20 protein-coding genes, 2 pseudogenes and 1 riboswitch are annotated in these 26,406 nt (G+C 71.3%); of the genes and pseudogenes, 8 read left to right on the forward strand and 14 right to left on the reverse strand.

All coding sequences use genetic code 11. The annotated features are described in order from the left end of the window. Positions 1-56 precede the first annotated feature (56 nt). From FRADC12_RS06100 to FRADC12_RS06120, 6 genes are read right to left on the reverse strand one after another with little or no spacing between them, the layout of a single operon-like run. Positions 57-3,182 carry a type I restriction endonuclease subunit R gene (locus FRADC12_RS06100; protein WP_045875903.1) on the reverse strand — a complete coding sequence of 1,042 codons (3,126 nt, stop codon included), beginning with the start codon at positions 3,180-3,182 and terminating at the stop codon, positions 57-59. Next, positions 3,179-4,444, reverse strand: coding sequence for a restriction endonuclease subunit S (locus FRADC12_RS28165; protein WP_084010481.1), 1,266 nt, complete (start codon positions 4,442-4,444; stop codon positions 3,179-3,181). Before FRADC12_RS28165 ends, FRADC12_RS06100 begins: the two co-directional genes overlap by 4 nt. After that, positions 4,441-6,426 (reverse strand): HsdM family class I SAM-dependent methyltransferase, encoded by a 1,986-nt coding sequence (locus tag FRADC12_RS06110; RefSeq protein WP_232303637.1) that lies wholly within the window; start codon positions 6,424-6,426, stop codon positions 4,441-4,443. The genes FRADC12_RS28165 and FRADC12_RS06110 overlap by 4 nt, the downstream gene beginning before the upstream one ends. A gap of 49 nt (positions 6,427-6,475) precedes the next feature. Next, positions 6,476-7,810 carry a restriction endonuclease subunit S gene (locus FRADC12_RS06115; protein ID WP_084010482.1) on the reverse strand — a complete coding sequence of 445 codons (1,335 nt, stop codon included), beginning with the start codon at positions 7,808-7,810 and terminating at the stop codon, positions 6,476-6,478. Beyond that, positions 7,807-7,941 carry a type I restriction-modification system subunit M N-terminal domain-containing protein gene (locus FRADC12_RS32885; protein ID WP_232303638.1) on the reverse strand — a complete coding sequence of 45 codons (135 nt, stop codon included), beginning with the start codon at positions 7,939-7,941 and terminating at the stop codon, positions 7,807-7,809. The genes FRADC12_RS06115 and FRADC12_RS32885 overlap by 4 nt, the downstream gene beginning before the upstream one ends. After that, positions 7,938-9,719, reverse strand: coding sequence for an N-6 DNA methylase (locus FRADC12_RS06120; RefSeq protein ID WP_198152799.1), 1,782 nt, complete (start codon positions 9,717-9,719; stop codon positions 7,938-7,940). The genes FRADC12_RS32885 and FRADC12_RS06120 overlap by 4 nt, the downstream gene beginning before the upstream one ends. A 256-nt stretch (positions 9,720-9,975) precedes the next feature. Between FRADC12_RS06120 and FRADC12_RS06125 the strand changes: the two genes are divergently transcribed. Next, a complete protein-coding gene (locus tag FRADC12_RS06125; protein ID WP_045875906.1) occupies positions 9,976-10,677 on the forward strand; it encodes a class I SAM-dependent DNA methyltransferase in 702 nt (233 codons plus the stop codon). Positions 10,678-10,688: 11 nt separating this feature from the next. On the opposite strand, the gene helR is transcribed toward FRADC12_RS06125, so the two are convergent. Then, a complete protein-coding gene (helR, locus tag FRADC12_RS06130) occupies positions 10,689-12,851 on the reverse strand; it encodes an RNA polymerase recycling motor ATPase HelR (protein WP_045875907.1) in 2,163 nt (720 codons plus the stop codon). A 265-nt stretch (positions 12,852-13,116) separates the two neighbouring features. Next, positions 13,117-13,314, forward strand: a riboswitch (cobalamin riboswitch). A 44-nt stretch (positions 13,315-13,358) separates the two neighbouring features. Here helR and bluB point away from each other — a divergent pair. Beyond that, the gene (bluB, locus tag FRADC12_RS06135) at positions 13,359-14,015 is read left to right on the forward strand and encodes a 5,6-dimethylbenzimidazole synthase (RefSeq protein ID WP_045875908.1); all 657 of its coding nucleotides are present in this window, start codon (positions 13,359-13,361) and stop codon (positions 14,013-14,015) included. 76 nt (positions 14,016-14,091) lie between these two features. Here bluB and FRADC12_RS06140 read toward each other — a convergent pair whose 3' ends face one another. Together FRADC12_RS06140 and FRADC12_RS06145 are read right to left on the reverse strand one after the other, a co-directional pair. Then, positions 14,092-14,571 carry a pyridoxamine 5'-phosphate oxidase family protein gene (locus tag FRADC12_RS06140; RefSeq protein WP_232303639.1) on the reverse strand — a complete coding sequence of 160 codons (480 nt, stop codon included), beginning with the start codon at positions 14,569-14,571 and terminating at the stop codon, positions 14,092-14,094. 164 nt (positions 14,572-14,735) lie between these two features. After that, positions 14,736-15,536, reverse strand: coding sequence for an SAM-dependent methyltransferase (locus tag FRADC12_RS06145; protein WP_045875910.1), 801 nt, complete (start codon positions 15,534-15,536; stop codon positions 14,736-14,738). A 400-nt stretch (positions 15,537-15,936) separates the two neighbouring features. Here FRADC12_RS06145 and FRADC12_RS29300 point away from each other — a divergent pair, with 400 nt between their 5' ends. From FRADC12_RS29300 to FRADC12_RS06160, 4 genes and pseudogenes are all read left to right on the forward strand, one after another. Beyond that, positions 15,937-16,146, forward strand: coding sequence for a response regulator transcription factor (locus FRADC12_RS29300; RefSeq protein WP_084010483.1), 210 nt, complete (start codon positions 15,937-15,939; stop codon positions 16,144-16,146). Positions 16,147-16,221: 75 nt separating this feature from the next. After that, positions 16,222-17,031 (forward strand): type 1 glutamine amidotransferase family protein, encoded by an 810-nt coding sequence (locus FRADC12_RS06155; protein ID WP_052710728.1) that lies wholly within the window; start codon positions 16,222-16,224, stop codon positions 17,029-17,031. Between the two features lie 146 nt (positions 17,032-17,177). Next, a pseudogene (locus FRADC12_RS29305) lies at positions 17,178-17,318 on the forward strand (HepT-like ribonuclease domain-containing protein); the annotation flags it as partial. 55 nt (positions 17,319-17,373) lie between these two features. Further along, complete coding sequence (locus FRADC12_RS06160; RefSeq protein ID WP_045875913.1) at positions 17,374-18,555, forward strand: alpha-hydroxy-acid oxidizing protein; 1,182 nt, start codon at positions 17,374-17,376, stop codon at positions 18,553-18,555. Between the two features lie 555 nt (positions 18,556-19,110). On the opposite strand, the gene FRADC12_RS06165 is transcribed toward FRADC12_RS06160, so the two are convergent. From FRADC12_RS06165 to FRADC12_RS06180, 4 genes are read right to left on the reverse strand one after another with little or no spacing between them, the layout of a single operon-like run. Next, on the reverse strand, positions 19,111-20,571 hold the full coding sequence (locus FRADC12_RS06165) for a TLP1 C-terminal extension domain-containing protein (RefSeq protein ID WP_045875914.1): 1,461 nt from the start codon (positions 20,569-20,571) through the stop codon (positions 19,111-19,113). A gap of 16 nt (positions 20,572-20,587) precedes the next feature. Further along, on the reverse strand, positions 20,588-22,207 hold the full coding sequence (locus FRADC12_RS06170) for an acyl-CoA synthetase (RefSeq protein ID WP_045875915.1): 1,620 nt from the start codon (positions 22,205-22,207) through the stop codon (positions 20,588-20,590). 23 nt (positions 22,208-22,230) lie between these two features. Beyond that, the gene (locus FRADC12_RS06175) at positions 22,231-23,043 is read right to left on the reverse strand and encodes a crotonase/enoyl-CoA hydratase family protein (RefSeq protein WP_045879161.1); all 813 of its coding nucleotides are present in this window, start codon (positions 23,041-23,043) and stop codon (positions 22,231-22,233) included. A 44-nt stretch (positions 23,044-23,087) separates the two neighbouring features. Further along, complete coding sequence (locus FRADC12_RS06180) at positions 23,088-24,299, reverse strand: acyl-CoA dehydrogenase family protein (protein WP_045875916.1); 1,212 nt, start codon at positions 24,297-24,299, stop codon at positions 23,088-23,090. Between the two features lie 171 nt (positions 24,300-24,470). Between FRADC12_RS06180 and FRADC12_RS06185 the strand changes: the two genes are divergently transcribed. Then, positions 24,471-25,640 (forward strand): acyl-CoA dehydrogenase family protein, encoded by a 1,170-nt coding sequence (locus tag FRADC12_RS06185; RefSeq protein WP_045875917.1) that lies wholly within the window; start codon positions 24,471-24,473, stop codon positions 25,638-25,640. Positions 25,641-25,726: 86 nt separating this feature from the next. Here FRADC12_RS06185 and FRADC12_RS34235 read toward each other — a convergent pair. Next, positions 25,727-26,236 (reverse strand): annotated as a pseudogene (locus tag FRADC12_RS34235) (iron-containing redox enzyme family protein); the annotation flags it as partial. On the opposite strand from FRADC12_RS34235, the gene FRADC12_RS30970 reads away from it, so the two are divergent. Further along, complete coding sequence (locus FRADC12_RS30970; RefSeq protein ID WP_045875919.1) at positions 26,160-26,375, forward strand: S8 family serine peptidase; 216 nt, start codon at positions 26,160-26,162, stop codon at positions 26,373-26,375. The pseudogene FRADC12_RS34235 and the gene FRADC12_RS30970 sit on opposite strands and share 77 nt — an antisense overlap. Positions 26,376-26,406 lie beyond the last annotated feature (31 nt).

Raw genomic sequence — 26,406 nt, forward strand, 5'->3', positions numbered from 1 at the left:
TCTACGGTTTTACCGCGCCGGACCTGCCGCGAGTTGTCCTGTTTGGGAAGAGCTGGTCAGGTCGTCTCGCGGAGCATCTCGGTGCGCAGCCGGGCGAGCGCCTCGTCGCGGGCCGGGTCGGTGATGATCCGGTAGGCACGGGTCCGGGCCGCCTGCTTGAACGCCTGCTGGAACTCGGCATTGTCGAAGTAGAGCTTCATGAACTCGTTGTTCCGCTCGGCGTTGACCGCGACGATGTCGTCCAGACGGCCGTCGGCGACCTGGCCGAACCGCGCCTCGTCGTTCATCAGCGCGACCTGCTGCATCCGAGGATCCTCGACCAGGCCGGCGACCTGCTGGAAGAGCAGGATCTGGTCGGACGTGCCCAGATCGAGGCCGAAATGCTCGTTCAGGTCGTTGATGACGTCCGCGAGCCGGGCCAGCTCCGGCTCGACGAAACCACCGCCGTCGGCCGCGTGGCCGCGGACGACCTGGTCGCCGGACGGCGAGAGCGACACGTCGTGGCGGCCGGTGAACTCGAGGCGATAGTGGGTCAGGTCCGAGTCGCCGATGTCGACGGCGGCGGCTTCCCGGCCGGGGAGGCGCCGTAGGAGGATCCGGCCGTACTGATAGAGCCGCTCCAGGGTCGGGTCGCCCCAGTCCAGGATCTGCGCGAGCAGGCTGTAGGCCCGGCAGTACTTCGTCAGCGCGTCGCGGAACTGCTCACGCTCCGCCACGGTTTCCAGCGCTCTGAACCGGTCGACGGCGGGGTCGAGGAGCCGGTGCAGCTCGGCGTGCAGCTTGCGCTCGGCCGCGCCGGGCATCCGGTCCGGGCCGGCCGCCGCGAGCACCCGCATGAACGACTCCAGCTCGGAGACGTCCAGGATCTGGTAGCCCATGACCTCGGTCTGCTTGCTGTACAGCAGGTTCGCGTCGGGCTGCTCGGTCAGTGCGCCCTCGAACCAGGGCTTGAACGACGTCTGGATGTCCTCGGCGTCGTTGACGAAGTCGACGATCCGGACGTCGTCCTGGCTCTTGAGCGGGTGGGTCCGGTTCAGCCGGGACAGCGTCTGGACCGCGGCCACGCCGGTCAGCGGCTTGTCGACGTACATCGCGCACAGCAGCGGCTGGTCGAAGCCGGTCTGGTACTTGTCCGCGACGACGAGAATCCGGTACTCGTCCTGGTTGCGCGCCGCCGCGTCCGGGTCGTCGGCCTTCGTGTAGGCGAACCTCGCCGGCAGCTGGCCTTCCGGGAACCCGTTGATCTTCGATTCGGTGAACTCGTGGCTGCTTTCCTCGTCGGTCAGCGTGCCCGAGAACGCGACCAGCGGGCGGCAGTTCGTGAGCCCGGCGTCGTCGACGAACCGGCGGATCGCCTGGAAGAGGTTCAGCGCCTGCTGACGGCCGTCGGTGACGACCATGGCCTTCGCCCGGCCGCCGAGCCGGCCGGAGATGTTCTTGTCGAAGTCCTCGACGATCAGCCTCGCCTTCTGCGCGGCCGAGCCGGGGTGCGCCTCGACCAGCTGCACGAGCTTGCGCCGGGCCTTCTTCTTCTCGACCTCCGGGTTGGAGATCTCCGACTCCTGCTGCTCGACGGCGGCGCTGCTCAGCCGCCACATCGCCTCGTAGGTGAGGTAGTTCTTCAGCACGTCGAGGATGTAGCCCTCGTCGATCGCCTGCTGCATCGAGTAGATGTGGAAGGGCGCGAGCAGTGGCTCGCCGCCGTCGTCCAGGCGCGTCGGGTCGGGGGTGCCGAACAGCTTCAGCGTCGCCGACGTCGGAGTCGCGGTGAAGGCGAAGTAGGACAGGTTCGGCTGCCGGCCGCGGACCCTGGTCTGGTAGGTCGCCTCGTCCTCGTCGGGATCCCGGTCCGATCGCGCACCGATGGCCTGCTTGAGCTTCGCCGCCTGCTCGCCGGTCTGCGAGGTGTGCGCCTCATCGATGATCACGGCATAGCGCTTCGCGCGCAGGCCCTTGCCGGCGACCTTGTCGAGGATGAACGGGTACTTCTCCAGCGTCGAGATGATGATCTGCGACGTCGCGTCGGCCAGCGCGGCGGCGAGCTGCGCCGAGTCCTCGTCGATCTTCTTGACGACGCCAGGGGTGTGGTCGAACTGGTAGATCGTGTCCTGGAGCTGCCGGTCGAGGACGACCCGGTCGGTGATGACGACGACCTTGTCGAACACCTTCTGGTTCTTCTCGTCGAACAGGGTCGACAGGCGGTGCGCGAGCCAGGCGATCGTGTTCGACTTGCCCGAGCCGGCGGAATGCTGGACCAGGTAGTTCTGGCCGGCGCCGGACGCGCGGGCATGGCCGACCATCTTCTGGACGGCGTGCCACTGGTGGTAGCGGGGGAAGATCCGGTCCAGCTCGTGGACGCTGGTCTTCGTGCCCTTCTTCGTCCCCTTGGCATCGACGTGCGCGAACCGCTGCAGCATCTCCAGCCAGTTGTCCGGGCTCCAGACCTGCTCCCACAGGTAGGCCACCCGGTAGGAGCCCTCCGTGGCCGGCGGGTTGCCGGCCGCGCCGGACTCCCCCGGGCCGTTCGAGCCGAGGTTGAACGGCAGGAACCGGGTGTCCGCTCCCTTCAGCCGGGTCGCGACGAAGGCCCGGTCCGGGTCGACGGCGAAGTGCACCAGGGCGCGCTTCGCGAAGAACAGCTCCCGCGGGTCCCGCTTCCGGTACTGCGCGATCGCGTCCTCCGCGGACTGCCCGGTCATCCCGTTCTTCAGCTCGACGGACGCCACCGGCAGACCGTTGACGAAGAACGCCAGATCCACCGACTCGTGCGGGTTCTTCGCGCTGAAACGCAGCTGCCGGGCGACCGTCAGGACGTTGGCCTCGTACTCCTTGAGCGCGTCGACGGCGAGCGTGTGCCCGGGCCGGAAGTACGCCAGGTCGATCTGGACCCCACGATCCCGCACACCCTGGCGCAGCACGTCCAGAACGCCGCGGGCGTCGATCTCGGACGCCACCCGCTGCGAGAACTGCCGGTGCGCCACCACCTTGTCGCCGTAGAGCTCAACCAGCCGGTCCCAGCTCTTCTGCTGGGTCGCGCCGATGAACCGCAGAAGCTCGGCCGTGTCGATCCCCTGCACGGCGTCAAACCCGAGGGTCGGCTGGCCCCGCTTCCACCCCCGGTCGAGCAGCTCCTGCTCCACCCGGGCCTCGAACGCCAGCTCCGTGTACGCCCCCGGCGTCATGCCACAGCCCCTGTCCGCGCCGTCGTCACATCGATCTGCTCAGTCACGGCGGCCGTAATGAGCTCCTGCCGCCGCGCTGCGGCGAGAGCGTTCTGCCGCGCGAAGGCGGTCAGGGCACCCCGATGTCGTTCCTCGTCCCAGGTGCACGCCATGACGATTGACTCCTGGGCTTCTGGCGGGGGTATCAAGAGGGGCGTCCCCAGCAGTATCGCCGTGCTGAGATTCGCCATCGTGCTACCTACCGCATACTTCTCAAAGTAGTGTCGAATCGCCGAGATGGCCAGGTACCTCTGCATATATTCCGGGTGGAAATCATCGTTGGAGAAGCGGACCCGAAGGGCGCCTGTCCCGCACAGCCAGCCGCCCTGATGTTCGCCGACGACCGCCGCCCGTCCCAGTTCCCCGCGCCGTGCAAAAACTACGTCCCCGGGCTCGAGGACGTGGCGCCCGAGGCGCGCGCGAATCTCGTCACTGACGGTCGTGCTGTAGTCCGGAAGGAGGCCGGTCGGGCCAATATTGGCCGGGTTGATGATCGGCCAGCCGCCGTCGATGTAATCTTCGGCGTGGAGTTGACTCCCGAACGGGCCGGTTTGCACGTCGCACTCCACGCTCCGCAGGCGTGCCTGCCCCCAACTGTCGGGAACCGCGCCGAGGGGCGCATAGTCCGCGGGCGTGAGATTTGGCAGGTCCTGGCCCCGAATACGGTTGTCCAGAACGACTGCCAGCCGTTCGGACCAGGATCGAATCGTGTTCGCGCGCAGCTCCCTGAAGCGGTCGATCTTCGAAATCTCGCTGTCGAGGAAGTCGGCGATGCGGCGTTGCTCATCAAGCGGCGGCAGGTGCACCGATATGGCCCCGAGGTCACCCGGGTTGATCGCCGGGTAGCTCACACCCGTAGACCGTGCGACCACCTCCTCAATGAAGCATGTCGATTGACATGTGTAAGCGAGGAAGCGGCCGTCGACGGTTGGTCGTGGCTCGACCACCGCGAAGCCTGTCGAGAAGACAAGCGGTTCCTCGGCGACCGGAACATGGGCCACCGCCCGAAGGTAGGTGCGGACGGTCGAAACAATTGTGCTTCCCGCGGGCGCGAGGCGACGCGCCCGAGAGGGAGCGGAAGCAAATGTTGTCCGCTCGACTGGAATCTCTATTGCACCAGCCGAGCTGACCGATGAGATGTCGATGTACTTGAAGGCGAAATCCGGGCTGGTCGACTCGGACAGGACGTACCGGTTGATATAGCCCGTATCCTTGAGTCTCACGACGTGACCTCGCCGAGGAGCTTCTGGATCTGGGCTTCCAGCTCGCGGAGCTCAGCGTCGATCTCAGCCAGGGGCCTGGGCGGCGTGTACACATAGAAGTGCCTGGTGAAGGGGATCTCGTAGCCGACCTTGGTCTTTTGGTGGTCGATCCAGGCGTCGGGGACGTGGGGGGTGACCTCGCGGGCGAAGTAGGTCTCGATGTCCTCGTCGAGGGGGACGTTCTCGAAGTCGCGCAGGTCCGGGTCGGGCAGCGGGGCGCCCGTCCTGTCGCGCTGCACCTCGCCCTCGGGATCGGAGACCGCGACCGCGCCCCAGAACGCCTTGAGATGCGCCGCGGTACCCGGCAGGCTCGCTCCCCCGGCCATCGCGGCACCGAGCAGCGCGGCCGTCGCCTCGTCCTTCGTCCACCAGACGGAACCGATCGCGTCGCGCAGCGCCTCGACCAGCCTCTCGCGACCGTCCCACTTCAGCAGCGCCTTCGCCTCGGTGAGGGCGAGCAACGTGTCCTCGCTGATCTCGAAACGCTGCCTGAGCGGCCGCTCGACGGTGATCCGGTGATAGCCGAAGTCGCGCGTGCCGAAGATCTTCACCTTGGCGTGGTCCGGATGCGCGGGCTCGGCGGCTACCTCCAACGCACGGCCGTACAGCGTCGTGATGTGGGTGATCTGGGCGGCGGAGATCTGCTTGCGCTTGTCCCCCAGGGACTTGCGCATCTTCTCCCACTGGTCGCGGGCGTCGAGCAGGATCACCTTGCCGGCCAGCTTCGCCGGCTTGCGGTTCGAGAGGATCCAGAAGTACGTCGAGATCCCGGTGTTGTAGAAGAGCTGGTCAGGCAGGGCGACGATGCCTTCGAGCCAGTCGCGCTCCAGAATCCACTGGCGGATCCTCGACTCGCCGGACTCGGCCGCCCCGGTGAACAGTGGCGAGCCGTTGAAGACGATCGCGAGGCGGGCGCCCTTGCCCTCGGCGTTCTCCATCTTCGAGATCATGTGCTGGAGGAACAGGAACGACCCGTCGTTGATGCGCGGCAGGCCGGCGCCGAACCGGCCGGCGTACCCGAGCTCGGCCTCCCCCTCGACCTCGTCCTTGACCTTCTTCCACTCCACGCCGAACGGCGGGTTGGCGAGCATGTAGTCGAACCGCCGGCCGGGGAACCGGTCCTCGCTGAACGAGTTGCCGAGCGCGATGTCCCCACTCTGGTTACGCAGCAGCATCTCCGACTGGCAGATCGCCCAGGACTCCGGGTTGACCTCCTGGCCGTTGAGGAAGACGTTGACGCCCGGGTTCATGCTTCGCAGATGGTCGGCGGCGGCGGTCAGCATGCCGCCGGTCCCGCAGGAGGGGTCGTAGACATTGATCACCTGGCCCGGCCCGGCGACGGTGTCGGCGTCCGGGGCGACGAGCAGGTTGACCATCAGCTCGATGACCTCACGGGGAGTGAAGTGCTCACCGGCGGTCTCGTTCGAGTCCTCCGCGAACTTGCGGATCAGGTGCTCGAAGACGTAGCCCATGTCGTGGCTCGACAGGCTGCCGAGGTCCGTCATCTGCTTGAACCGGCCGACAACCTGGTACAGCAGCTTCGCGCTGGCGAGCCTGCCGATCTGGTTGTCCAGACCGAAGGCCTCCAGAACGGCCCGCACGTTCGGCGAGAAGCCGTTCACATAGTCCCGAAGGTTCTTCGCCACGACCGTCTGGTTGGTGGAGTCGGCGGCGACCGTCGCGAAATCCTGCTGGGAGACGTTGTAGAACTGCCGCCCGGCGGTGCTCACCAGGACCGGGTGCTTGTTCAGGTGGGTCAGCGAAGCGTCCTTGTCGCGGACGGCCTGGCGGGTGTCGGCCATGACCGCGTCGAGGCGCCGCATCAGCGTGAACGGAAGGATCACGCCGCCGTACTCGTGCCGCTTGTAGTCGCCGCGCAGCAGGTCGGCCACCGCCCAGATGTCGGCGGCCATCTTGGAGTGACTGGGCCCGGGGGAAGTCACAGGTTCTCCTCTTGGTCTTCCTGCGTCGGCATGGGTCGAGGGGGCGGTGTCAGGCGGCGGCAGCGCTCATCGGCACCGCGCCGCGAGCCGTCGAGGTGTCGATCTGTCCGGTCACCGCGGCCATGACGAGCGCCTGCCGGTATTCCATCAGCCTGGCCAGCTGCCGGTCGACGAGCTCGGACCGCCTGCGCTGTAGCTCGTCCTGCTCGTCCAGCAGGCCGGCGAGGATCTCCTGGTCGCGCGAAGGCGGAAGCGCGAACCTGAACGAACCGATCTGGTCGCCGCTGATATGCGGAACGGACACGCCGGTCGTCTCGCCTTCCAGCGCCAGCCTGAAATGGCTGGAGCCAAGCACCCACCGCAGGTATCGAGTCGACGCGGCGCCGCGCGGGCGAAGGCACGCCACCCGCTGCAACAGCAGCGCCGGAGTATCGCGCTCACGGATCAGCGCGACCCTCGTACCGCCGCCGATCCACGTGCGGTCCATACCGACAACCAGGTCGTCGACGCGCAGGTGGAAGCGGCTCTCGACCGGCCGCGCCCGAGCGTCCCAGGACACGGTCTCAGCGTCCCAGCCGACCCGGCCGATCCCGACGTTGATGCCGCGCAGCAGCCGCGTCCCGCCCTCCTGCCGGAAGTTCGCGCTGTCGAACGCGAAGCCCGGGGTGATGCTGAACAGGTGCGACACCTTCGCCGCATCCCAGTCGCCGCCGTCCGCGCCCGACCCGATCTCCGCCAGGGATTCGCGGACGCCGGCGACGACGCCGTCGACGATCTGACTGGAGCGGCTCTCGCTCAGCGCCCGGTAGCTCCTGCGTAGCTGGGCTATGCGATCGATCCGCGCGGTCTCGGCGTCGAGGAGGTCGGCGATGCGGCGCTGCTCGCCGAGCGGGGGCAGCGCGACGGGAGCGGCCGCGAGCCGCTCCAGGTAAAGCTCGATCTGGTTGGTCGCGCCGACGACCAGCGAGGCGTAGATGTAGTCGTAGAACAGGCTGCTGCCCAGCCAGTAGTACAGGTACCGAGGCTCGATCACCTCGCGGCGGGCCCGCACGACGGTGATGTGGCCGTCGGCGATACACGGCCTGCCGTCCGGCCCGCCCTCAAAGTAGCCGACGCGGCCGAGGGTGCCATTTCCGGTCGAGTTGATCAGCACATCGTCCGGACACAGGTATCCCTTGAGCAGCCGTGGACTGCCTTCGTGGCCGTGGAGGCGAGTGCGCTGCCAGTCGAGCCCGGAGAGCTGGTTCGAGGCCTGACCGATCACCCGAGTGAGCCCGTCGTCCACATAGTTCGGCGCCGTGCCCCGACCGAGCTGCGCGGCCGCGAACTTGAGCGGCAGCCATGACCAGGCGGCGGGAAGCGCCATGCCGAGACCTGTGCTCATGCCGTCACCTCGAGAAGGAGCTTCTGGATCACGCCGCCGCACCCGTGCCGCTTGTAGTCGCCGCGCAGCAGGTCGGCCACCGCCCAGATGTCGGCGGCCAGCTCGCAGTGGTGCGGCCCCGGGGAAGTCACAGGCTGTCCTCTCGGTCTTCCTGCGTCGGCGTGGGTCGGGACGAGCGCCGGTCGGGGGTCAGCGTTCCAGCCGTCAGCCCGTGCAGCGTCTGATCGATCATGGTCGAGCTCAGCCTGGCCAGCGTCGCCAGGGCCTCCCGGAGCTCGCTGAGCCGGCGGAACTCGGCGCCGTAGCGGCGCTGCTCGGCGATCGGCAGCCGTGGGATCCGGCAGCGGCGCAGGTCCTCGCGCCCGAGCACTCCGAGCACCTTGTGGATCGGGACGGCGTCCACCTCGGGCCGCAGGAACGCGGCCACGAACGCCGGGTCGAGCCGGGCCTGGTCGAGCTCGATCACGTGGCTGGCCATCGCGGCGACACTCTCGCCACCGGACGCCACGACGACGGCCGGGGTGCGCGGCCAGACGAGGACGTCGCCCGCGCGCGGCTCGGTGCGGCGCGCCCGGATGACCAGCGCTCCGGCGCGTTCCAGCTCGGCCAGCGTCACGGCCGAGAACCCGGCCCCGCCGCCGGCCGCCGCGTACCGGGGCAGGCCCGCGCCGACCCGGGCGTAGAGCGCCTCGACCTGGCCGCTGACCCGGGCCAGGTCGTCGGCGCTCGGCTCGGCGCGCGTGCTGACGTACCGGGACGGCAGCAGGTTCGTCTCGCCGTCGAGCAGGCGCAGCCGGGAGACCGACCGGGCCACCGCCGGGCCGGGCCGGGGCCGGCCAGCGCCGACCGGCGCGGCGGCGGCCAGCTCGAACAGCCGCTGCCACACACCGAACTGCTGCGGCACCTCGGCCATGTCCGGAAAGCCGGTCAGGTCGACCATGTCGACGGGAGCGGTGTCGGACTCGCCGTGTGGCCGCCGCAGTACCCAGAGGTTGACGTCGATGCCGGACGAGCTCATCTTCGGCGGCAGCGCGATCACGGCGCGCAGCGCGCCGGAGCGGACCATCGCCTCCCGGATCGGCTGGCCCGAGGGCGAGACGCAGGTCCGCGGCGAGACGGCGATGACCGCGGTGCCGTGCGGGCGCAGGTGGGCGTAACAGTGCTGCGCCCAGGCCAGCTCGCCATCGCGGGGCGCGGGGATACCGAACTCCCAGCGCCGGTCGGTGGTCAGCTCGCCGGCCGGCCAGTCCGGCCGGTCGAACGGCGGCTCGCAGACCACCGCGGCCGCGCGGCCGAGCAGTTCGGCGAACCGGTTGCCGAGCAGCGAGTCGCCCAGGCGGATGTCGTACGGCCCGGCGAGTGGGTGGCCGCGCAGGCGCAGCGTCGCGCTCTGCGCGAGGCCCTCGTCGATCTCCTGGCCGAGCAGGCGGGCCCGGTTGTCGAACCGGTCCGCGGCCGCGGCCAGCAGGGCACCGTTCGCGCAGGCCGGGTCGAACACGGCCGGAAGGTCGTCCGCCGGCGCGGAGTGATCGTCACCGCTGGCCGCACCGGCCGTCGTCGCCGGCGGCAGCAGCGAGACGACCACCTTGGCCAGCAGGTCACCGGACTCCAGCGTGGTGACGGCTTGCTCGCGGTCCTCGAAGCGCGTCGTCCAGCCGCCAGTCGGGCCGTCAAGCGCCTGGGTGCCGGTCTCGGTGCGGCCGGCCTTGGCGAGCTGCTCGGCGCGGCCGGACTGCTCCAGCCAGGCCGCGATGTCGGCCCAGCGGAACGTCGGGTTGCCGGGACCGCCGCCGACCGGCCGCGGGAAGTCGTCGTAGCGCCGGCGCCAGTTCGAGACGGCGGCACGGCCGACGCCGACGCGCCGCGCCACCGCGGCGGCTGTCAGCTCTTCCTGCCCGTCGAACACCACAGGCCCGACCATACCGGCGTGATCGGCTTCCAACAAGATGTGTAAACACTTCGAGTCCCCGTACACACGCGACGAGTTCACGGTTGACAGTCGAGGCGGGCCGGCCCTGACGTCATGACCGTCGCGGCACGGCCGCGCGAAGTACGCGCACCGGGACAGCCGGCCGTAGCGCCGTCGGCCGGACCGCACGCTCGCCTGCCCCGAGCAGGGGCAGCGGCATTTCGCCGTTCCGGGGCAATGGCTACCGTTCTCGGTCATGACGCAGCCGGCGTACCTCGACGCGACCCGTGCCGCCTACGACGCCGTCGCCGAGCAGTACGCCGCGCTGTTCGCCGACTCGCTGGCCTCCAGGCCCCTCGAGCGGGCCCTGCTGACCGCGTTCGCCGAGCTCGCCCACACCAGCCCGGCCCGGCCGGTGGCCGACCTCGGCTGTGGTCCCGGCCATCTGACGGCCTTCCTGAGCGGCCTGGGCCTCGACGCGTTCGGCGTCGACCTCTCCCCCGCGATGATCACTATCGCCCGTCGCGCGTTTCCGGACCTGCGCTTCGAGGTCGCAGCGATGACCGACCTCGGCCTGGCCGACGGGACCCTCGGCGGCATCGTCGCGTGGTACTCGATCATCCACGTCCCGCCCACCGACCTGCCCGGCATCCTCGCCGAGTTCCACCGGCTGCTGGCCCCCGGCGGCCAGCTGCTGGTGGGCTTCCAGACGACGGACCAGCCCGACGGCTCACCCCAGCCGTTCGACCACAAGGTCACCACCGCCTACCGGTGGCCGGCCGATTCCGCCGCCGCCCTGTCTCGCGACGCCGGCTTCGTCGAGACCGCCCGCGTCGTGCGCCCCCCGGACGGCACGGAGCGCTTCTCGCTGGCGGTCCTCTTCCTGCGCAAGACATCACCGTCACCCCAGGACGTCCGGTTCGTCAGGAAGGACGGCCACGTCCACAAGGGCGCCTGAGGGAGTCCGGCTCAGCTGGTGAGGATGACGAGCCGCTGGGTCGCCCGGGTCATCGCGACATAGCGGTCGACGGCTCCCTCGATGCCGGCGCCGAACGTGTCCGGGTCGATGAGAACGACCAGGTCGAACTCAAGGCCCTTGGACAGCTCGGGAGTCAGCCACCGAACCCGCGCCGTCGCCGGGAGCGCCTCGGCCTGGGCGTCGCCGGCGCCGATGACGCAGGCGATCCCGTCGGCATTCTCGGCGAGCCAGCCGTCGAGGATGGAGCGCAGCTGCCCGACGGCGGCGTGGACGACGGGCTGGCCGCCCGCGCGGATGGAGGCCGGCACGTTGGCGTCCGGCAGCACGGCGCGGATCACCGGTTCGGCCGCCGCCATGACCTCCTCCGGCGTCCGGTAGTTGATGGTCAGCGAGGCCAGGGTGATCCGGTCGAGGCCGGCCCGGGTCAGCCGGTCCCGCCACGACTCGGTGAAGCCGTGCCTGGCCTGGGCGCGGTCCCCCACGACGGTGAAGCTGCGGGACGGGCAGCGCAGCAGCAGCATCTGCCACTCCGCGTCGGTCAGCTCCTGGGCCTCGTCGACGACGATGTGCGCGAACGGCCCGGCGAGCTGGTCGCGGCCGGCGCTCGGCAGCGCGGCCTCGTCGACCAGGACGGTGCGCAGGTCCTCCCCGCGCAGCATCGTCACCGCGCCCTCACCGTCGTCGTCGGCGTCGAGGATGGTCTCGACGACCCGGGCCATGCGGTCACGTTCGGCGGCGGCCGCGGCCTTCTCCCGGCGCCGGCGCCGGGACGCTGCCGGGTCGCCGAGCCGCTGGCGGGCCGCGTCCAGCAGCGGCAGGTCGGACACCGTCCAGGCCCTGGTGTCCCCGCTTCGCCGCAGCTTGCGCGCGTCCTCGGGCGTGAGCCAGGGCGCGCACCGGCGCAGGTAGGCGGGGACCGACCACAGGTCCGCGACGAGGTCGGCCGCCTCCAGCAGCGGCCACGCGCCGTTGAGCGTCCTGAGCAGCTCCCTGTTCGCCAGCAGCGACCGTCTGACCAGCGCGGACGGGAGGTCGCTGTCGTGCTTGTCGGCCAGGATCGTGAGCAGCTTCTCCAGGATCTGGTCCCGCGCGTCGTTGTGCGCGGTGCCCGGTTCCGGCGTCTCGAAGGCCTCGATCCAGTCGTCGGCGCTCAGCCAGATCTCGGCGCCGTCGACCGCGACCGTCATGCCCTCGGCCGGCGGCTCCTCGTAGAACCGGACGGCCGTCTCGATCGCCTTCACCAGGTCGGCGGACGACTTCAGGCGAGCCACGGCCGGGTCGGCCTCGGTCGTCGCGGTGGCTCCCTCGGCGACGAGGTCGCGCAGGGTGCAGGTCTGCACGCCCTCCTCGCCGAGGCTCGGCAGGACATCGGCGACATAGGCCAGGTAGGGCTGGTGCGGGCCGACGAACAGCACGCCGCCCCGGCGGTGGCCCAGGCGCGGGTCGGAGTAGAGCAGGTAGGCCGACCGGTGCAGGGCGACGACGGTCTTGCCCGTGCCAGGACCGCCGTCGACGACGAGGGTGCCGCGCGAGCCCGCCCGGATGATCGCGTCCTGGTCGGCCTGGATCGTCCCGAGCACATCGCGCATCCGGGCGGTGCGGTTGGTGCCGAGGCTCGCGATGAACGCGGACTGGTCGTCCAGCGCCGCATGCCCCTCGAACCCGTCGGGGGTGAACACCTCGTCCCAGTAGTCGCTGATCCGGCCGCGGGTCCAGCGGTAGCGCCGGCGGCTGGCCAGGCCCATCGGGTTGGCATGGGTCGCCCCGAAGAACGGCTCGGCCGCGGGCGAGCGCCAGTCCAGCAGCAGCCGGCGGCCATCGTTGTCGGTCAGGCCAAGCCGGCCCACGTAGACCGGTTCCGGGTCGTCAGCGCCGACGATGCGCCCAAGGCAGAGATCGAGGCCGAACCGGCGCAGGGTGCGCAGCCGGGCGGACAGCCGGTGGACCTCCAGGTCCCGGTCCATCGCCGCCCGGCCCTTGCCGCCCGGGGCCCGGCGCTCGGCGTCGAGGCGGTCGGAGAGGTCCGCGATCGACGCCGCCAGGCTCTCGGCGATCTGGGCGAAATGCCGTTCGTCACCGTCGGTCAGCGCCGGGACGGCCTTGGCCGCGAGCTGAGCCGGAAGGTCGAACGCACTCGTGGTCAGCGGGGTCACCTCAGCCCCACCCGACCGGTCGGCCCCGCCCGATACGTCGACAGCAGCACACGCATTCAGCGTCCCCAATATCCGCAGGTTCTGGCTCGACCGCCGATTCTGCGGTACGACCCGGGTCTTGCCGCAAGCCCCCAGGTGCGCTATACGTTAAGAGTGGCGGGGAGTTCGTACTCCCCCCTTTTTTGTCCGCGGCTTGCGGTCGACAGCTGTGGTCGACGGTACGGCCTCAAACCCAGCGATGGCCCCCACGCCCTGATAGCGTGCGCGACGGCATCGTTTGTGGGGTGCCCCGGGCAACCGGGGAGAATCGGGAAGCCGGTGCGAGTCCGGCACGGGCCCGCCGCGGTAACCGGGAAGTCGCTGTCCACGCGCTACGCGCAGCCACTGGGCCTCACGGCCTGGGAAGGCGGACTGCCGGCGTCGATCCGGGAGTCCGAAGACCGGCCCCGCACGGGTGCCGCCCCCGGTGTTGTAGCCGGCAGGGCGGCCGGACGGCGGGAGCCTGTCATGCCTACAACCGGGTACGACCCGACAGCCGTGTACGACGTCATCCACCGGCGGCGCGACGTCCGCGGCCAGTTCACCGGCGCGCCGATCCCCGGCGACACGCTCGACCGGGTGCTCACCGCCGCGCACGCCGCGCCCAGCGTCGGGCTCAGCCAGCCCTGGGACTTCATCCTCATCAACGACGAGCGGACCCGGCGGGCCTTCCACGCCCACGTCCACCGCGAGCGCGCGGTGTTCGCCGCGTCGCTGGACGAGCCGAAGGCCGCCGGCTTCGGCCGGATAAAGATCGACGGGGTACTGGAGTCGACCCTGTCGCTCGTCGTGACCTACGACCCGCGACGAGGCGCGCCGGCGGTCCTCGGCCGGCACGCCATCGCCGACGCCGGCCTGTACTCGGCGTGCCTGGCGATCGAGAACCTGTGGCTCGCGGCCACGGCCGAGGGCCTCGGCGTCGGGTGGGTCTCCTTCTACCGGGAGGCGTTCGTCCGCGAGCTGCTCGCCATCCCGGCGGATGTCCGGCCCGTCGCGTGGCTGTGCCTGGGCCCGGTCACCCACCTTGAGCGCGCCCCTGACCTCGAACGCCACGGCTGGGCCCAGCGGCGCCCACTGCGCCAGGCGATCCATCAGGAACGCTGGCATCCCGACGGCCAACAGTAGGACCCGGCCCGCGCGTGGGCCCGGTCCTGCGCGTGCGTCACCTTGCGCCCGTCGGCGAGCTGGCGGCGCTGGCTAGCTAGGAGGCCGGGGAGACCTGAGGCGCCGTCGTGCCGCCCAACGGTATCGGGCTCAGGCCGAGCTTGCGGTGGTCCCAGGACCGGGTGCGCTCGACGTCGACGCGCACCGCGACCCGCTTGTGCAGCATGAACTCCACCAGCGGCTTGACCTCGTCGGTGTAGGGGCCGTGGTAGCGCTCCCAGACGTTGACGCCGACGGCCCACAGCGCGTCCGGGTCCGTCACGATCTGGGCGCGGCCCTCCATCGAGACACCGCGCAGCGTGTCGTAGGTCAGGCCGTCCTCCAGCAGGACGGTGACGCGTGGGTCGCGCCGGATGTTGAGCGCCTTCTGCGCCTTCGCCTTGGTCTCGAACCACAGCACCCCGTCGAGGACGCCGAACCACATCGCGACGGCGTGCGGCTGGCCGGTCGGCCCGAGGGTCACCAGCGTCGCCGTGCGCCGCGTCGCCAGGTAGGCCGAGATCTCCTCGCCGGTCATCTCGACCTGCGATCGCTGGTTAGTGCCCATGGGTACCCGAGCTGAGCCCGCGCGAGCTGACATGGCGCGCGAAACTACCAGACAGTCCAGCCGCGAGACGCCGATCGTCACACATTGTCTACAAAGTGTGACCAGGCGACGCGCACTGCCCACCTGGCGCCGGGTCACGGGATGCGGGCGAACCCGGTGTACGAGTCGAGCGCCTTGCCGCGGGCCCGCCGGCCGGGGCGCCACAGCGGGGTCGAGACGACGCCGGGCTTCAGCAGCTCCAGGCCGTCGAAGAACCGGACGAGCTCCTCCGGCGTCCTGGACCGGTACGGGGCGTTCTCGGGGTTGCGCCGGATCGCCGCGTCCCGCGCCGGGCTCGCCGTGCCGTCGTTGAGGGACAGGTAGCTCCCGGCGGGCAGGGCGCCGGCGAGCTTCCCGACGATCGCGTGGGCCTCGTCGTCGTCGATCACGTTGGCCATGACGCCGAACAGGATCAGCCCGATCGGCTGGTCGAAGTCGAGGACCTTGGCCGCGCCGCGCAGGATCTTCTCCGGGTCGCGCACGTCCGCGTCGACGTAGGAGGTGACGCCTTCGGGGCGGCCGACCAGCAGGGCCCGGGCGTGCACGAGGACCAGCGGGTCGTTGTCGACGTAGACGACCCTGCTCTCCGGCGCGATGCGCTGCGCGACCTCGTGGGTGTTGTCCGCCGTAGGCAGGCCGGTGCCGATGTCGAGGAACTGGCGGATGCCGAGGGTGCCGGCGAGATGGGTCACGACCCGGTTGAGTAGCAGCCGTGAGCTGCACGCGATCTCGGTGATCTGCGGGAAGACCTCGACGACCCGGTCCGCGGCAGCGCGGTCGGCTGGGAAGTTGTCCTTGCCACCTAGCCAGTAGTTCCACATCCGCGCCGAATGAGGCACCTCGACGTTCAGGGATGAGGCCAGACTGTCGCTGGGGGGCGCAGAGCTGTCCGGCATGCGTCCGTCCGATCCGTGATCGCTGTCCGATCCGTGGCGATATCGGTGACCTGCACCGCGGCACCGATGCTAACCGACGCAGCTTTGCGACAGGGCGCTACTCTTTCGGCAGCCAAGTGAGACGAATGCCACACAGTCCAGTTTCTCAATCAAGTTGATTGAGATAAAAGCCCGCATTGTGCGGCTCGCTGATCCGCCGGTGCCGACGGTCGGCACCGGCGGTCAGCGCTCAACCGGGTGGTTCGACCTGATCAAGTCGGCAGGGCCGTAGGCGGCCCTGACCTGCCGGAGCCGTTCGTAGGCCGCGCCGAACAGCGCCTCACCCGACCGGCGCCGTCCGGCGAAGTCCAGGTAAGCGCGGCCCGTCGACGGACGCCGCCCGGGCGGCCGCGAGCAGGAGATCACCAGGGCGGCCGCCCGCGGCCTGTCGAACCCGGAGATCGCCGCCGAGTTGTTCCTGTCCCCGCGCGCGGTCCGCAACCACCCGCAGACGATCTTCGCCAACGCCGGCGCCGGCAGCCGCGGCGAGCTCGTCGCCAAGCTCTTCGCCGAGCGCTACGGCCCGGTCCTGCACGCCCCCGACGCCCCGGCCGTCCACGTCGAGTACTGAGCCGGGGCCGGCCGCGGGGCAGCATCACCTAGACCACGAAGCGCCACGGAAATGTCGCGGTGGAAACATGGCGGGGTGGACGTCACGCTGGTCGGCGGTGGTCGGGACACGGCCGCCGCGCCGACGCTCTTCGGCCCGTTCGTCGCCGCGGCCGGGCCCGGCGCCGTGATCGCCTGCGTGCTAGTCGACGAGGCCGACGATCGGCCGGCGCCGCCGTGGCTCCGCGCCTACCGGCGCGCCCGCCGGCTCGACCCGTTCGGCCGCTGGTCGCGGCTGCTGACGGCCGCCGGCCCATGCCGGCCCGTGCCGGTGCAGATCCCGTCCGGCGGGCGGCTCGACGTCGCGGCGTTGGACGGCGCGGCCGGGCTGTTCGTCGCCGGCGGCCTCACCCCCGACTACGCGACGGCGTTCGCGCCCGTCCGCGCGGACGTGCTCGCCTGGCTCGCCCGCACCGGCGCCCCGTTCGCGGGTTACTCCGCCGGCGCGGCCATCGCGGCCGACCGGGCCGTCATCGGTGGCTGGCGTTCAGACGGCGTGCCGATCTGTGACGAGGAGGCCGGGGAGCGCCTGGACGAGGTCACCGTCACCGACGGCCTCGGCCTCGTGCCCGCCCTCGTCGACGTCCACTGCGCCCAGTGGGGTACCCTCCCTCGCCTGCTCGCCGCGGCCCGGGCCGAGGCCGCCGCCGGGCGCCCCACCGAGGGCTGGGGCATCGACGAGGACACCGCCGTCCACCTGACCGACGGCGCGGTGACCGTCCTCGGCCGCGGCCGCGTCCACCGCCTGGCCCCCGGCCCGGACGAGATCGCCGTCGAACACTTCGCGTCGGCCGAGCGGCTCCCCTATCCACGCGTGCCGCAGCCCCAGCCCGAGACGGCCGACTAATCGCGGCCGAGCCGGCAAACGGCCAGATGTTCGTGGCGGCCGTTGTGTCATCCTGATACAGGTCGGTCTTCCGCCTGGAGGGATGATCGTGACGGCAGACATGGAGCGTCGCCGAAAGGTAACGCTCAGCGAGCCGCCCACCCAGCGGTCCGTGGGCCGCCATCGCCGGCATGCGAAACCACCTGGTACACGGCTACTTCGCAGTCGACACGGATCTGCTGTGGATCGCGGTCACCGTCGAAATCCCAGGCCTTGCCCAGACCGTGTGGTCCTGGCTGGACGAGTGAGTCTGGCCGGCACCTTTGCGGGCTCGCGGCGTGATCGAACGGGAACTGGGGCGTGATGGGGCTTCCTCAGCCGTTTGGTGACTTTCAGCTTGAGATCTACCTGCAGGGGCTCAGCGGGGTCGTTCCGACGTTGCCGATGGTGTTCGACGAGCTTGAACGCCGGGCACAGAGCGCGTTGCCGGCGCCGGTCTGGGCCTATGTGGCCGGCGGCGCGGGCGACGAGGCGACGCAGCGGGCCAACGTGGCCGCGTTCCAGACCTGGGGACTGATCCCGCGGATGCTGGTCGGCGCGGTCGAGCGGGACCTGTCCGTCGAGCTGTGGGGCCGGCGCTGGCCGGCGCCGGTCTTCCTCGCGCCGATCGGGGTCATCGGGCTGTGCGCGCAGAGCGGCCACGGTGACCTGGAGACGGCACAAGCCGCCGCAAGCGCCGACATCCCGATGGTCGCCTCGACGCTGACCGTCGACCCGATGGAGGACGTGGCCGCCGAGCTGGGCGAGACGCCGGGCTTCTTCCAGCTCTACACGCCGAAGGACCGGGAACTCGCCGAGAGCCTGGTGGCCCGGGCCGAACGCGCCGGCTTCGCCGGGATCGTCGTCACCCTGGACACCTGGGTCACCGGCTGGCGGCCCCGCGACCTGGCGACGTCGAACTTCCCGCAGCTACGCGGCCACTGCCTGGCGAACTACTTCACCGACCCGCGGTTCCGCGAGATGCTCGGCGCCGACCCGGCCGAGGCGGCCCAGGCGGCCGTCCTGCAGTGGGCCACGACCTTCGGGCACGCCGTCACCTGGGACGACCTGGCCTGGCTGCGCTCGCTCACCGGCCTGCCGCTGATCCTCAAGGGCATCCAGCATCCGGACGACGCCCGCCGGGCCCGGGACGCCGGGGCGGACGGGATCTACTGCTCGAACCACGGCGGTCGGCAGGCCAACGGCGGCCTGCCCGCCATCCAGTGCCTCCCGGGTGTGGTCGAGGCGGCGGATGGCCTGCCCGTCCTGTTCGACTCGGGCATCCGGTCCGGCGCCGACGTGGTGAAGGCGCTCGCCCTCGGCGCCTCGGCGGTCGGGATCGGCCGGCCTTACGCCTACGGCCTCGCGCTCGGCGGCGTCGACGGCATCGTCCACGTCCTGCGCACACTGCTGGCCGAGGCCGACCTGATCATGGCCGTGGACGGCTACGCGACCTTGGCCGACCTGACCCCCGACACACTGCGACGGGTCGTCCTGCCCGGCTAGGCCCAGCGGAGCCTGATGATCTCCCAGGCGGAAGTGACCGCCGGCTTGTGCCCGAGGCGGCCATCCGATTGGCGCGCGGCGCCGAAAGGCGTGAGCCGGCCCTCGTGGCGCCCGCGCCGGCACCGCGCGCCCGGAAACCCACCGCGCCGCCGGCCGGCTCAACGCCAGCCTCCCTACCCAACTGGCGATCTCCAGCGACTTTCGGCGGCCTTAGCCGCCATGATCGCGAACCGGGCAGGGAAGCGGGCGTTCGGTGTCCGATTTCGTGCCTTTTATCCCTGCGCAACGGGCGATCATGTCATGCCAGCCGGGGAGCGAAGGGCCGAAGATCTCCGTCTGCGTAGGCGATCGGGCGTCACCCGCTCCGCCACGATCGACGAAGGATCCCGGGGATCGTCCGTAGTGGAGGGACGCGCTGCGACGGAGATCGCCGCCGGCCGAGGCGCGGCCCGCCGGCCGTTGATCGCGGTTCGGCCCCAACGGGTAGAGATCGGCGCCTCCCGCGGCCCTGGCCGATCTGACCCCGGACACGCTGCGCCTCGTCGCCCTCCCCGGCTAGGGACCGAACGTGTCACCGTGGACGGTCACGACACGTCCGGCCCAGTCCTGCGAGGTCATCGCGTCGAGGAGATCAGGGGCGGTACTCGCCGCCACGGTGCGGGTGCCGTCGACGAGGGTCACGACGGCGAAGGCCCGCGCCGATGCCCCCTTCTCGCAGGCGACGGTGAAGCCGGCGACCCGGCCGGTGCCCGTCACGACGTCCTCGGCGACCGGAAGCGGCGGCTCGGCGGCGCGGACCTCGGCGGAGACGTCCTCGGCGCGGAAGCCGGCCGGTGGTGGGGCGGTGCTCCACAGCAGGCCGCCCTGCTTGGTGACCAGGCCCGAGACGCAGGTGACCAGCCCGTGGGCGCCCGGCTCGGCGGCCCGCAGGAGCTGGGCCATCTTCACCGTCGACTGGAAGGCGTAGTTGTTCAGCGGCCCGCCGGCGAAGGTCATGCCGCCGGTCACGGTGAGGTCGGCGCGGCCGGCGAGACCGAGCTCGCGGATCTGCAGACGGACCGCGGCCGGGAAACAGCTGTAGAGGTCCACGAGCTCGGCGTCGGCCGGCGCGGCCCCGGTGAGCTCGGTGAGCCGGCGTCCGACGGCGGCGAACCCGGGCGAGCGAGCCAGGTCCGGCCGCGCCGAGACCGGCGTCATGACGTTGGACTCGGCGGCCGCCACCGGGAAGACCCACCTGTCCCGCGGCACCCGGAGGCGCAGCGCGGTCCGAGCCGAGCACAACAGCATCGCCGCGCCCTGGTCGACCCCGGCCCGGGAGCAGTGCGAACGGGTGTAGGGCCAGGACATCATCGGGTTGCGGTCCGAAGCGACCAGATCCCCCGGGGTCACCGGATGGCGCGCCCAGGCGTCCTCGTTGCCGGCGGCGACGCGGGAGAAGCCGGCCCACAGTTCCGCGACCTCGTCCGCGTGCGCGGCGAGGCCGAGGCCGTCGGCCGCCCGCAGCGCCGACTCCAGCACCGCGTACTGCCAGACCGGCAGGTAGAGGCCGCGGCGGACCTCCAGCCGGTGCAGGATGTCGCCGTGCGGGGCCAGCACCTCGTCTGGCCCTTCCTCGCTGCACCCGCCGCGGCCCTCCGCGCTGAGCCGGCCGGCGGAGAGCCGGACCCCGCCGGCGCTGTGGGCCGCCTCGGCCCCGAGCACCAGCACGACGTCGGCCCGGCCGGCCGCGACGTCCAGGCAGCCCCTGGTGACGAGGGTCTGCTGCAGCACGCCGAGCTCGGCGACGACCGAGTGGACCTTCGCCGCGCCGAACCGCGCCGCGACCGAACGGGCCGGGTCCGGGCCGGTCCAGGAGCCGCGCGCGACGTACACCCGGTCGACGCGGGCGAGCAGGCCAGGGACGCCCGCGTCGAGCGCCGCGGCCTCGGCGGCGGCCGCCATCAGCTCGATCGCGTCGGGCAGCCGGGCCGCCGCGGCGGCGCCGACGAGGACGGGCGTGTCCGGCGGGACGCTCATGCGGCCGGCGGGACGCTCATGCGGCCGGCGGCGCGGCGCCGGCGGCCTGCTTGGCCCAGGCGAGGTCGGCCTTCCCGGACGGCGTGCGCCGGACGGCCTCGACGAGCCGCAGCACCCGCGGCACCTTGTAGCCGGCGACGTGGGCACGGCAGTGCGTCTGCAGCTCGCCGAGCGTCGGCGCCTTCCCCGGCCGGGGCGCGACGATGGCGGCCACCGTCTCGCCCCAGCGCTCGTGTGGCACTCCGACGACGATCACGTCGTACACGTCCGGATGACTCTTGAGCGCACTCTCGACCTCCTCGGGGAAAATCTTCTCCCCACCGGAGTTGATGGTGGCCGAGCCGCGCCCGAGCAAGGTGATGCCGCCGTCGGCCTCCAGGCGGGCGAAGTCGCCGGGAACCGAGTAGCGACGCCCGTCCGGGCCGACGCGGAACACCTGGGCGGACCGTTCCGGGTCGCCTAGATAGCCGATCGGGATGTTGCCCCGGCGGGCCAGCCGGCCGATCTCGCCGGCCGGCAACGGCCGGAGGTTCTCGTCGACGACCAGCGCGTCGTCAATCGCCTTCACCCGGACGCCGGCCTGCTCGCCGGCCTGCCCCTTCGCCGAGATACTCACCCCGTGTGACCCGGCCTCGGAGGCGCCGACACCGTCGGTGACGACCAACCCGAGGCGTTCCATGAACGCCTCCTTGAGCACCGGCGAGAACAGCGCGGCGCTCGACGAGAGCGCGTACAGCGAGGAAAGGTCCAGCCCGGCACGCTGGGCGTCGTCCAGGGTGTCGAGCAACGGCCGGGCCATCGCATCCCCGGTGATCATGACCATGTTGACGCGCTCCGCCTCGACGAGGCGCCAGACCTCCACCGGGTCGAACGCGTCGACGAGGACCGTGCGCTGGCCCTTGCTCAGCCCGGTGTTCAGGCACCACTGGGTGGCACCGTGCATGAGCGGCGCGATCGGCAGCGAGGTGACGACACCGCCGGCGCCCTTCTCGGTCAGGTCGGCCGGCCTGCTGGCCCGCTCCCCCGTCATCAGGTCGATGCCGCCGCCCAGGGCGAAGATGACGTCCTCCTGGCGCCAGAGCACGCCCTTGGGCAGGCCAGTCGTCCCACCGGTGTAGAGCAGGTAGTGGTCGTCACCGGAGCGCGGCTCGAAGTCCCGGCCCGGCCGGGAGGCGGCCAGCGCGTCCTCGTAGCGGACCGCGCCGAGCGCCTCGGCGTCGGCCCCGGCGGGATCGGTGCCGTCCTCGACGACGACGAGGTGGCGCAGGCTGGCGACCTTCGGCGCGACCTCGGCGACCCGGCCGGTGAACTGGCGCTGGAAGACCAGTGCGACGGGCGAGGCGTTGTCGAGCAGGTAGGCGAGCTCCTCGGCGACATACCGGAAGTTCACGTTCACGCAGACCGCGCGGATCTTGTAGATCGCGACCATCGTCTCGACCCACTCGGCGGCGTTGTAGGCGTAGATGGCGACGTGCGCGCCGGGTCCCACCCCGGCGCCGCGTAAGTGGTGCGCCATCCGGTTCGCGCGCTCCTCCAGCTCGGGGAAGGTGCGCCGGGCCGGGCCGGCGACGAGGGCGTCCCGTTCCGGGAAACGGTCCGCCGCGTGCTCGAAGAGGTCTGCGAGGTTGAACTCCATGGCTGAGCCCTCTCCGTCGTCGGTCAGCGCCCGGTGAAACGCGGGGTCTGCTTGTCGGCGAAGGCACGCGGGCCGATCTTCGCGTCGGCCGACAGGTAGACCCGCATGCCGATCTCGGACTCGATCCGGAACGCCTCGTCCTCCGGCAGCGACTCGGTCTCGCGCAGCGTCCGCAGCACGGCCTGCACGGCGACCGGCCCGTTCGCGGCGATCGCGTCGGCGATCTCCCGTGCCCTGGCCAGCGCGGTGCCGTCGGGGACGACGTAGTTGACCAGGCCGATCTCCTTGGCCTCAGCCGCCCCGAGGTGACGACCGGTCAACAGCAGGTCCGCGGCGACCGCGTAGGGAACCTGTCGGCGCAGCTTCACCGCGGACCCGCCCAGCGGGAACAGCCCCCAGCGCACCTCGGAGACCCCGAACCGGGCCGACTCACCGGCCACCCGGATGTCGGTTCCCTGCAGGATCTCGGTGCCGCCCGCGATCGCCGGCCCCTCGACCGCCGCGATCAGCGGCTTGGCCAGGGTGAAGCCCTTCAGGACCCACTTCATGACGGACATGTCCATCGCGAGCCGGGTCCCGTCACCGCCGCCGGTGAACGCCTCGCCGGGCGGCCGCCGGGACATCTGTTTCAGGTCGGCGCCGGCGCAGAAGGCTCCGCCGGCCCCGGTGAGGATCGCGACCCGGATGTCCGGGTCGGCGTTCACCTCGTCCCACGCCTTCTCCAGAATGCCGATCATCTCGGGGGTGACGGCGTTGCGGGCGTGCGGCCGGTTGAGCGTGACGGTCAGGACGTGCCCGTCCCGCTCGACGAGGGCATGCGGCTGGGATCCGGTCACGGGCGCTCCTGTCGACGAGCCGTCGGGACCCGAGTCCGGCGCGGTCACCGCGGCGGCCGGGGCAGGCCGAGGCCGAGCATCGCGATCATGTCGCGTTGGATCTCGTTGGTGCCGCCGCCGAAGGTGAGCATCAGGATCTGCCGGTAGGCCCGCTCCAGCCGGCCGGCGAGCACCGCGCCTGGCGAGTCCCGGCCTTCACCCGGCCCTGGCCGGGCCAGGTAGGCGTCGTCGTCGAGGCACTCCATCAGCAGCCGGTAGGCCTCGACCGCGAACTCGGTGCCGAAGATCTTCGTCGCGCTCGCCTGCGCCGGCCCGAGCCGCGCCCCGTGGTCGACTCCCCAGGCGATCTTCCAGTTGATCAGCTTGAGGAACTCGGCCTTGGCGTACACGGTCCCGAGATTGCGCCGCACCAGTGGCCGGTCGATGATCCGGCCGCCCTCCGGGGCCGGCGTCTCCTGCGCCCACCGCCGGGTCCACAGCAGCAGCTGCTGGATGCCCGCCGCCGAGCACAGCGCGACCCGCTCGTGGTTGAGCTGGCCTGTGATCAGCTTCCAGCCGCCGTTGACCTCGCCGACCAGCGCCTCGGCCGGCACGTGGACGTCGGTGTAGAAGGTCTGGCTGGTGATCCCGCCGGAGATCGTCGGGACCGGCGTCCAGGAGAAGCCCGGTGCGTCCGTCGGCACGCAGAACACCGACAGGCCGCGGTGGCGGGCCTGGGACTGGTCGGTGCGGGCGGCGAGCCAGACGTAGTCGGCGGCCTGGATGACCGACGTCCACATCTTCTGCCCGTTGATCACCCAGCCGTCGCCGTCCCGGTCGGCCCTGGTCCGCAGGCTCGCCAGGTCGGTCCCAGCACCGGGCTCGGAGTAGCCGATGGAGAAGTGCAGCTCGCCGGCCAGGATCTTCGGCAGGAAGAAGTCCTTCTGGTCCTGGGTGCCGTACTCCATGATCGTCGGACCGACGCTGTTCATCGTCAGCAGCGGGATCGGGACGCCGGCGAGCGTCGCCTCGTCGCCGAAGACCAGCTGTTCGAGCATGGTCCGGCCCTGGCCGCCGTACTCGGCCGGCCAGCCGATACCCAGCCAGCCGTCCTTGCCCATCTGGCGGATCACCCGGCAGTAGGCGCCGTCCTTTCCCAGCAGCGTCGTCTCGCCGGTGGCGAGCTCGGCGCCGAGCTCCGGCGTGACCAGCTGGGCGAAGTAGCCCCGCAGCTCCTGGCGCAGCCGCTCCTGCTCCTGGCTGTACGCGACGCGCATCGGCTCTCCCGTCCGGCCGGCCCGGCCCGGCTCCTCGGCAGGCGGCGCCGCGACGCGAGCGACGCGGTACCCACCTGATGGGCCGTCAGACTGTGGTGACCGATGCTAGCGCGTGCGCTAGAACAAGTTCTAGCTTTAGAGGCCATCGCTGCTGACCGAGGAGCGCCCGCCATGGATTTCGCCCACACCGAGGAACAGCGGGAGCTGACCGCCCTGGCGGCCCAGATCCTCGACAGGATGGTCACCCCCGAGCGGCTCACCGCGATCGAGGCCGACGTGCTCGCTGGCCACGGCGACGGCTTCGACCGGGACCTGTGGGCGGAGCTCGCGAAGGCGAACCTGCTGGGTGTCGGCGCCCCGGAGGAGTTCGGCGGCCTCGGCTACGGCGTGTTCGAGGAGTGCCTCGTGCTGGAGGCGGCGGGCCGGGTGCTGGCCCCGGTGCCGCTGTGGGCCTCGGCGTCGGCCGCCGCCGGCACGATCGCCGCCCACGGCACACCCGAGCAGCGCGACGCCTGGCTGCCGGCCGTCGTACGCGGCGAGAAGATCGTCACCGTCGCGCTCGCCGAGCCAGGCGGCCCGGACGCGGCCGGCCCCACCACGGCGGCGGCCCGGACGCCGGCGGGCTGGCGGCTGGACGGCGTGAAGACCGCGGTGCCGTTCGCCACGGTCGCCGACGCGGTCCTCGTCCCGGCCAGGACCGAGCGCGGGGTCGCGGTCTTCCTGGTCGACCCGGCAGCGGGCGGCGTGCGGGTCGAGCGCCAGCTCACCACGGCGCGCGAGGCCGTCGGGCTGCTCACGCTGGACGGCGTCCTCGTCGACGACGAGGCGCTGCTCGGCGGGCCCGACGGCGCGGTTGGCACCGATGTCGCCCTGGCGCTGCGCGACCGGGCGACGCTCGGGCTGTGCGCCCTCCAGCTCGGCGTCACCGAGCGGGCGATGCGGGCCGCCGCCGAGTACACCACCAACCGGGTCCAGTTCGGCCGCCCGATCGGGTCCTTCCAGGCCGTCGGGCACCGGCTGGCCGACTGCTTCATCGACGTCGAGGCGATCCGGCTGACCCTGTGGCAGGCGGCCTGGCGGCTCGCCGAAGGGCAGGACGCGACGGAGGCGGTCGCCACCGCGAAGTTCTGGGCGGCCGACGGCGGGCACCGGGTCGCCAGCGCCGTCGTCCACGTCCACGGCGGCATGGGCGTCGCCGAGGAGTACTTCGTCCACCGCTACTTCCTGCACGCCAAGCGGCTGGAGTTCACCCTCGGCAACGCCCCCGAACAGGCCCGCCGCCTCGGCGCGCTCCTCGCCGACACCCCCCCTTGGCCCTCGATCCCGACGAGGACCACCTGAAAGAAGCCGCCTTCCACCTCCGCCCCGGGGACGCGCTGCTCGCCGGCGGCCAGAGCCGGCGATCTCGACGGGCGACTCAGGTCGGGCAGGTCCACGCCGACGCTGCGCAGGAGCTCGGTATAGATGTTCGGATGGTTGAGGTCCGGGTCACCGCCGCCCAGCTCGTCCGCGTAGATGCCGAACAGCAGGGCCCGCACCTCGTCCATCGGGCCGACCGGCGCTGTCCCTCGTAGCCAGCAGCCATCCGTCTGGTTGAAGGGGGCCATCTGCAGGATCCACTCGACGACGTCCGCGCGGGTCCGTTTCGTCCAGGCACGGTCCGCCTCGTAGCGGTCCGCCTCGCCGGCCATCCGCTGGTAGACGGCGTCCAGTCGCGGGCCTACGCGGACAACCCGGCCCTCCTCGACTCGGCGTTCACCCAACCGCTTTTCCTTTTGGTTCTCTCGCAGTTTCCGCAGGACTTCCATAGGGGGACTTGTCGCGCAGCGGGCGCCAACGGCCGAGCTGGTCGCGCGCACCGTGCTCGACCATGACGGCCTCAACGTCTCGTCCTGGGCCGTGGCGAACGCGATTGTCGACGTTCTCGACTTCGACATCGCGGTCCTCAACCTGTCGTTGTGCTGCGCGACCGCCAAGTTCGACGGCTACGCCCGTTGGAGTGGAACGTCGTTCGCCGCCGCCAACGTGAGCGGTGCCGTCGCCGCGCTCGTCGAGCCGGGCCACCGGAATGGCTAGGACGCCCTCGGCCTCCTCCGGGAAAAGGGGG

This window comes from Pseudofrankia sp. DC12, from assembly GCF_000966285.1.
Taxonomy (GTDB): Bacteria; Actinomycetota; Actinomycetes; order Frankiales; family Frankiaceae; genus Pseudofrankia.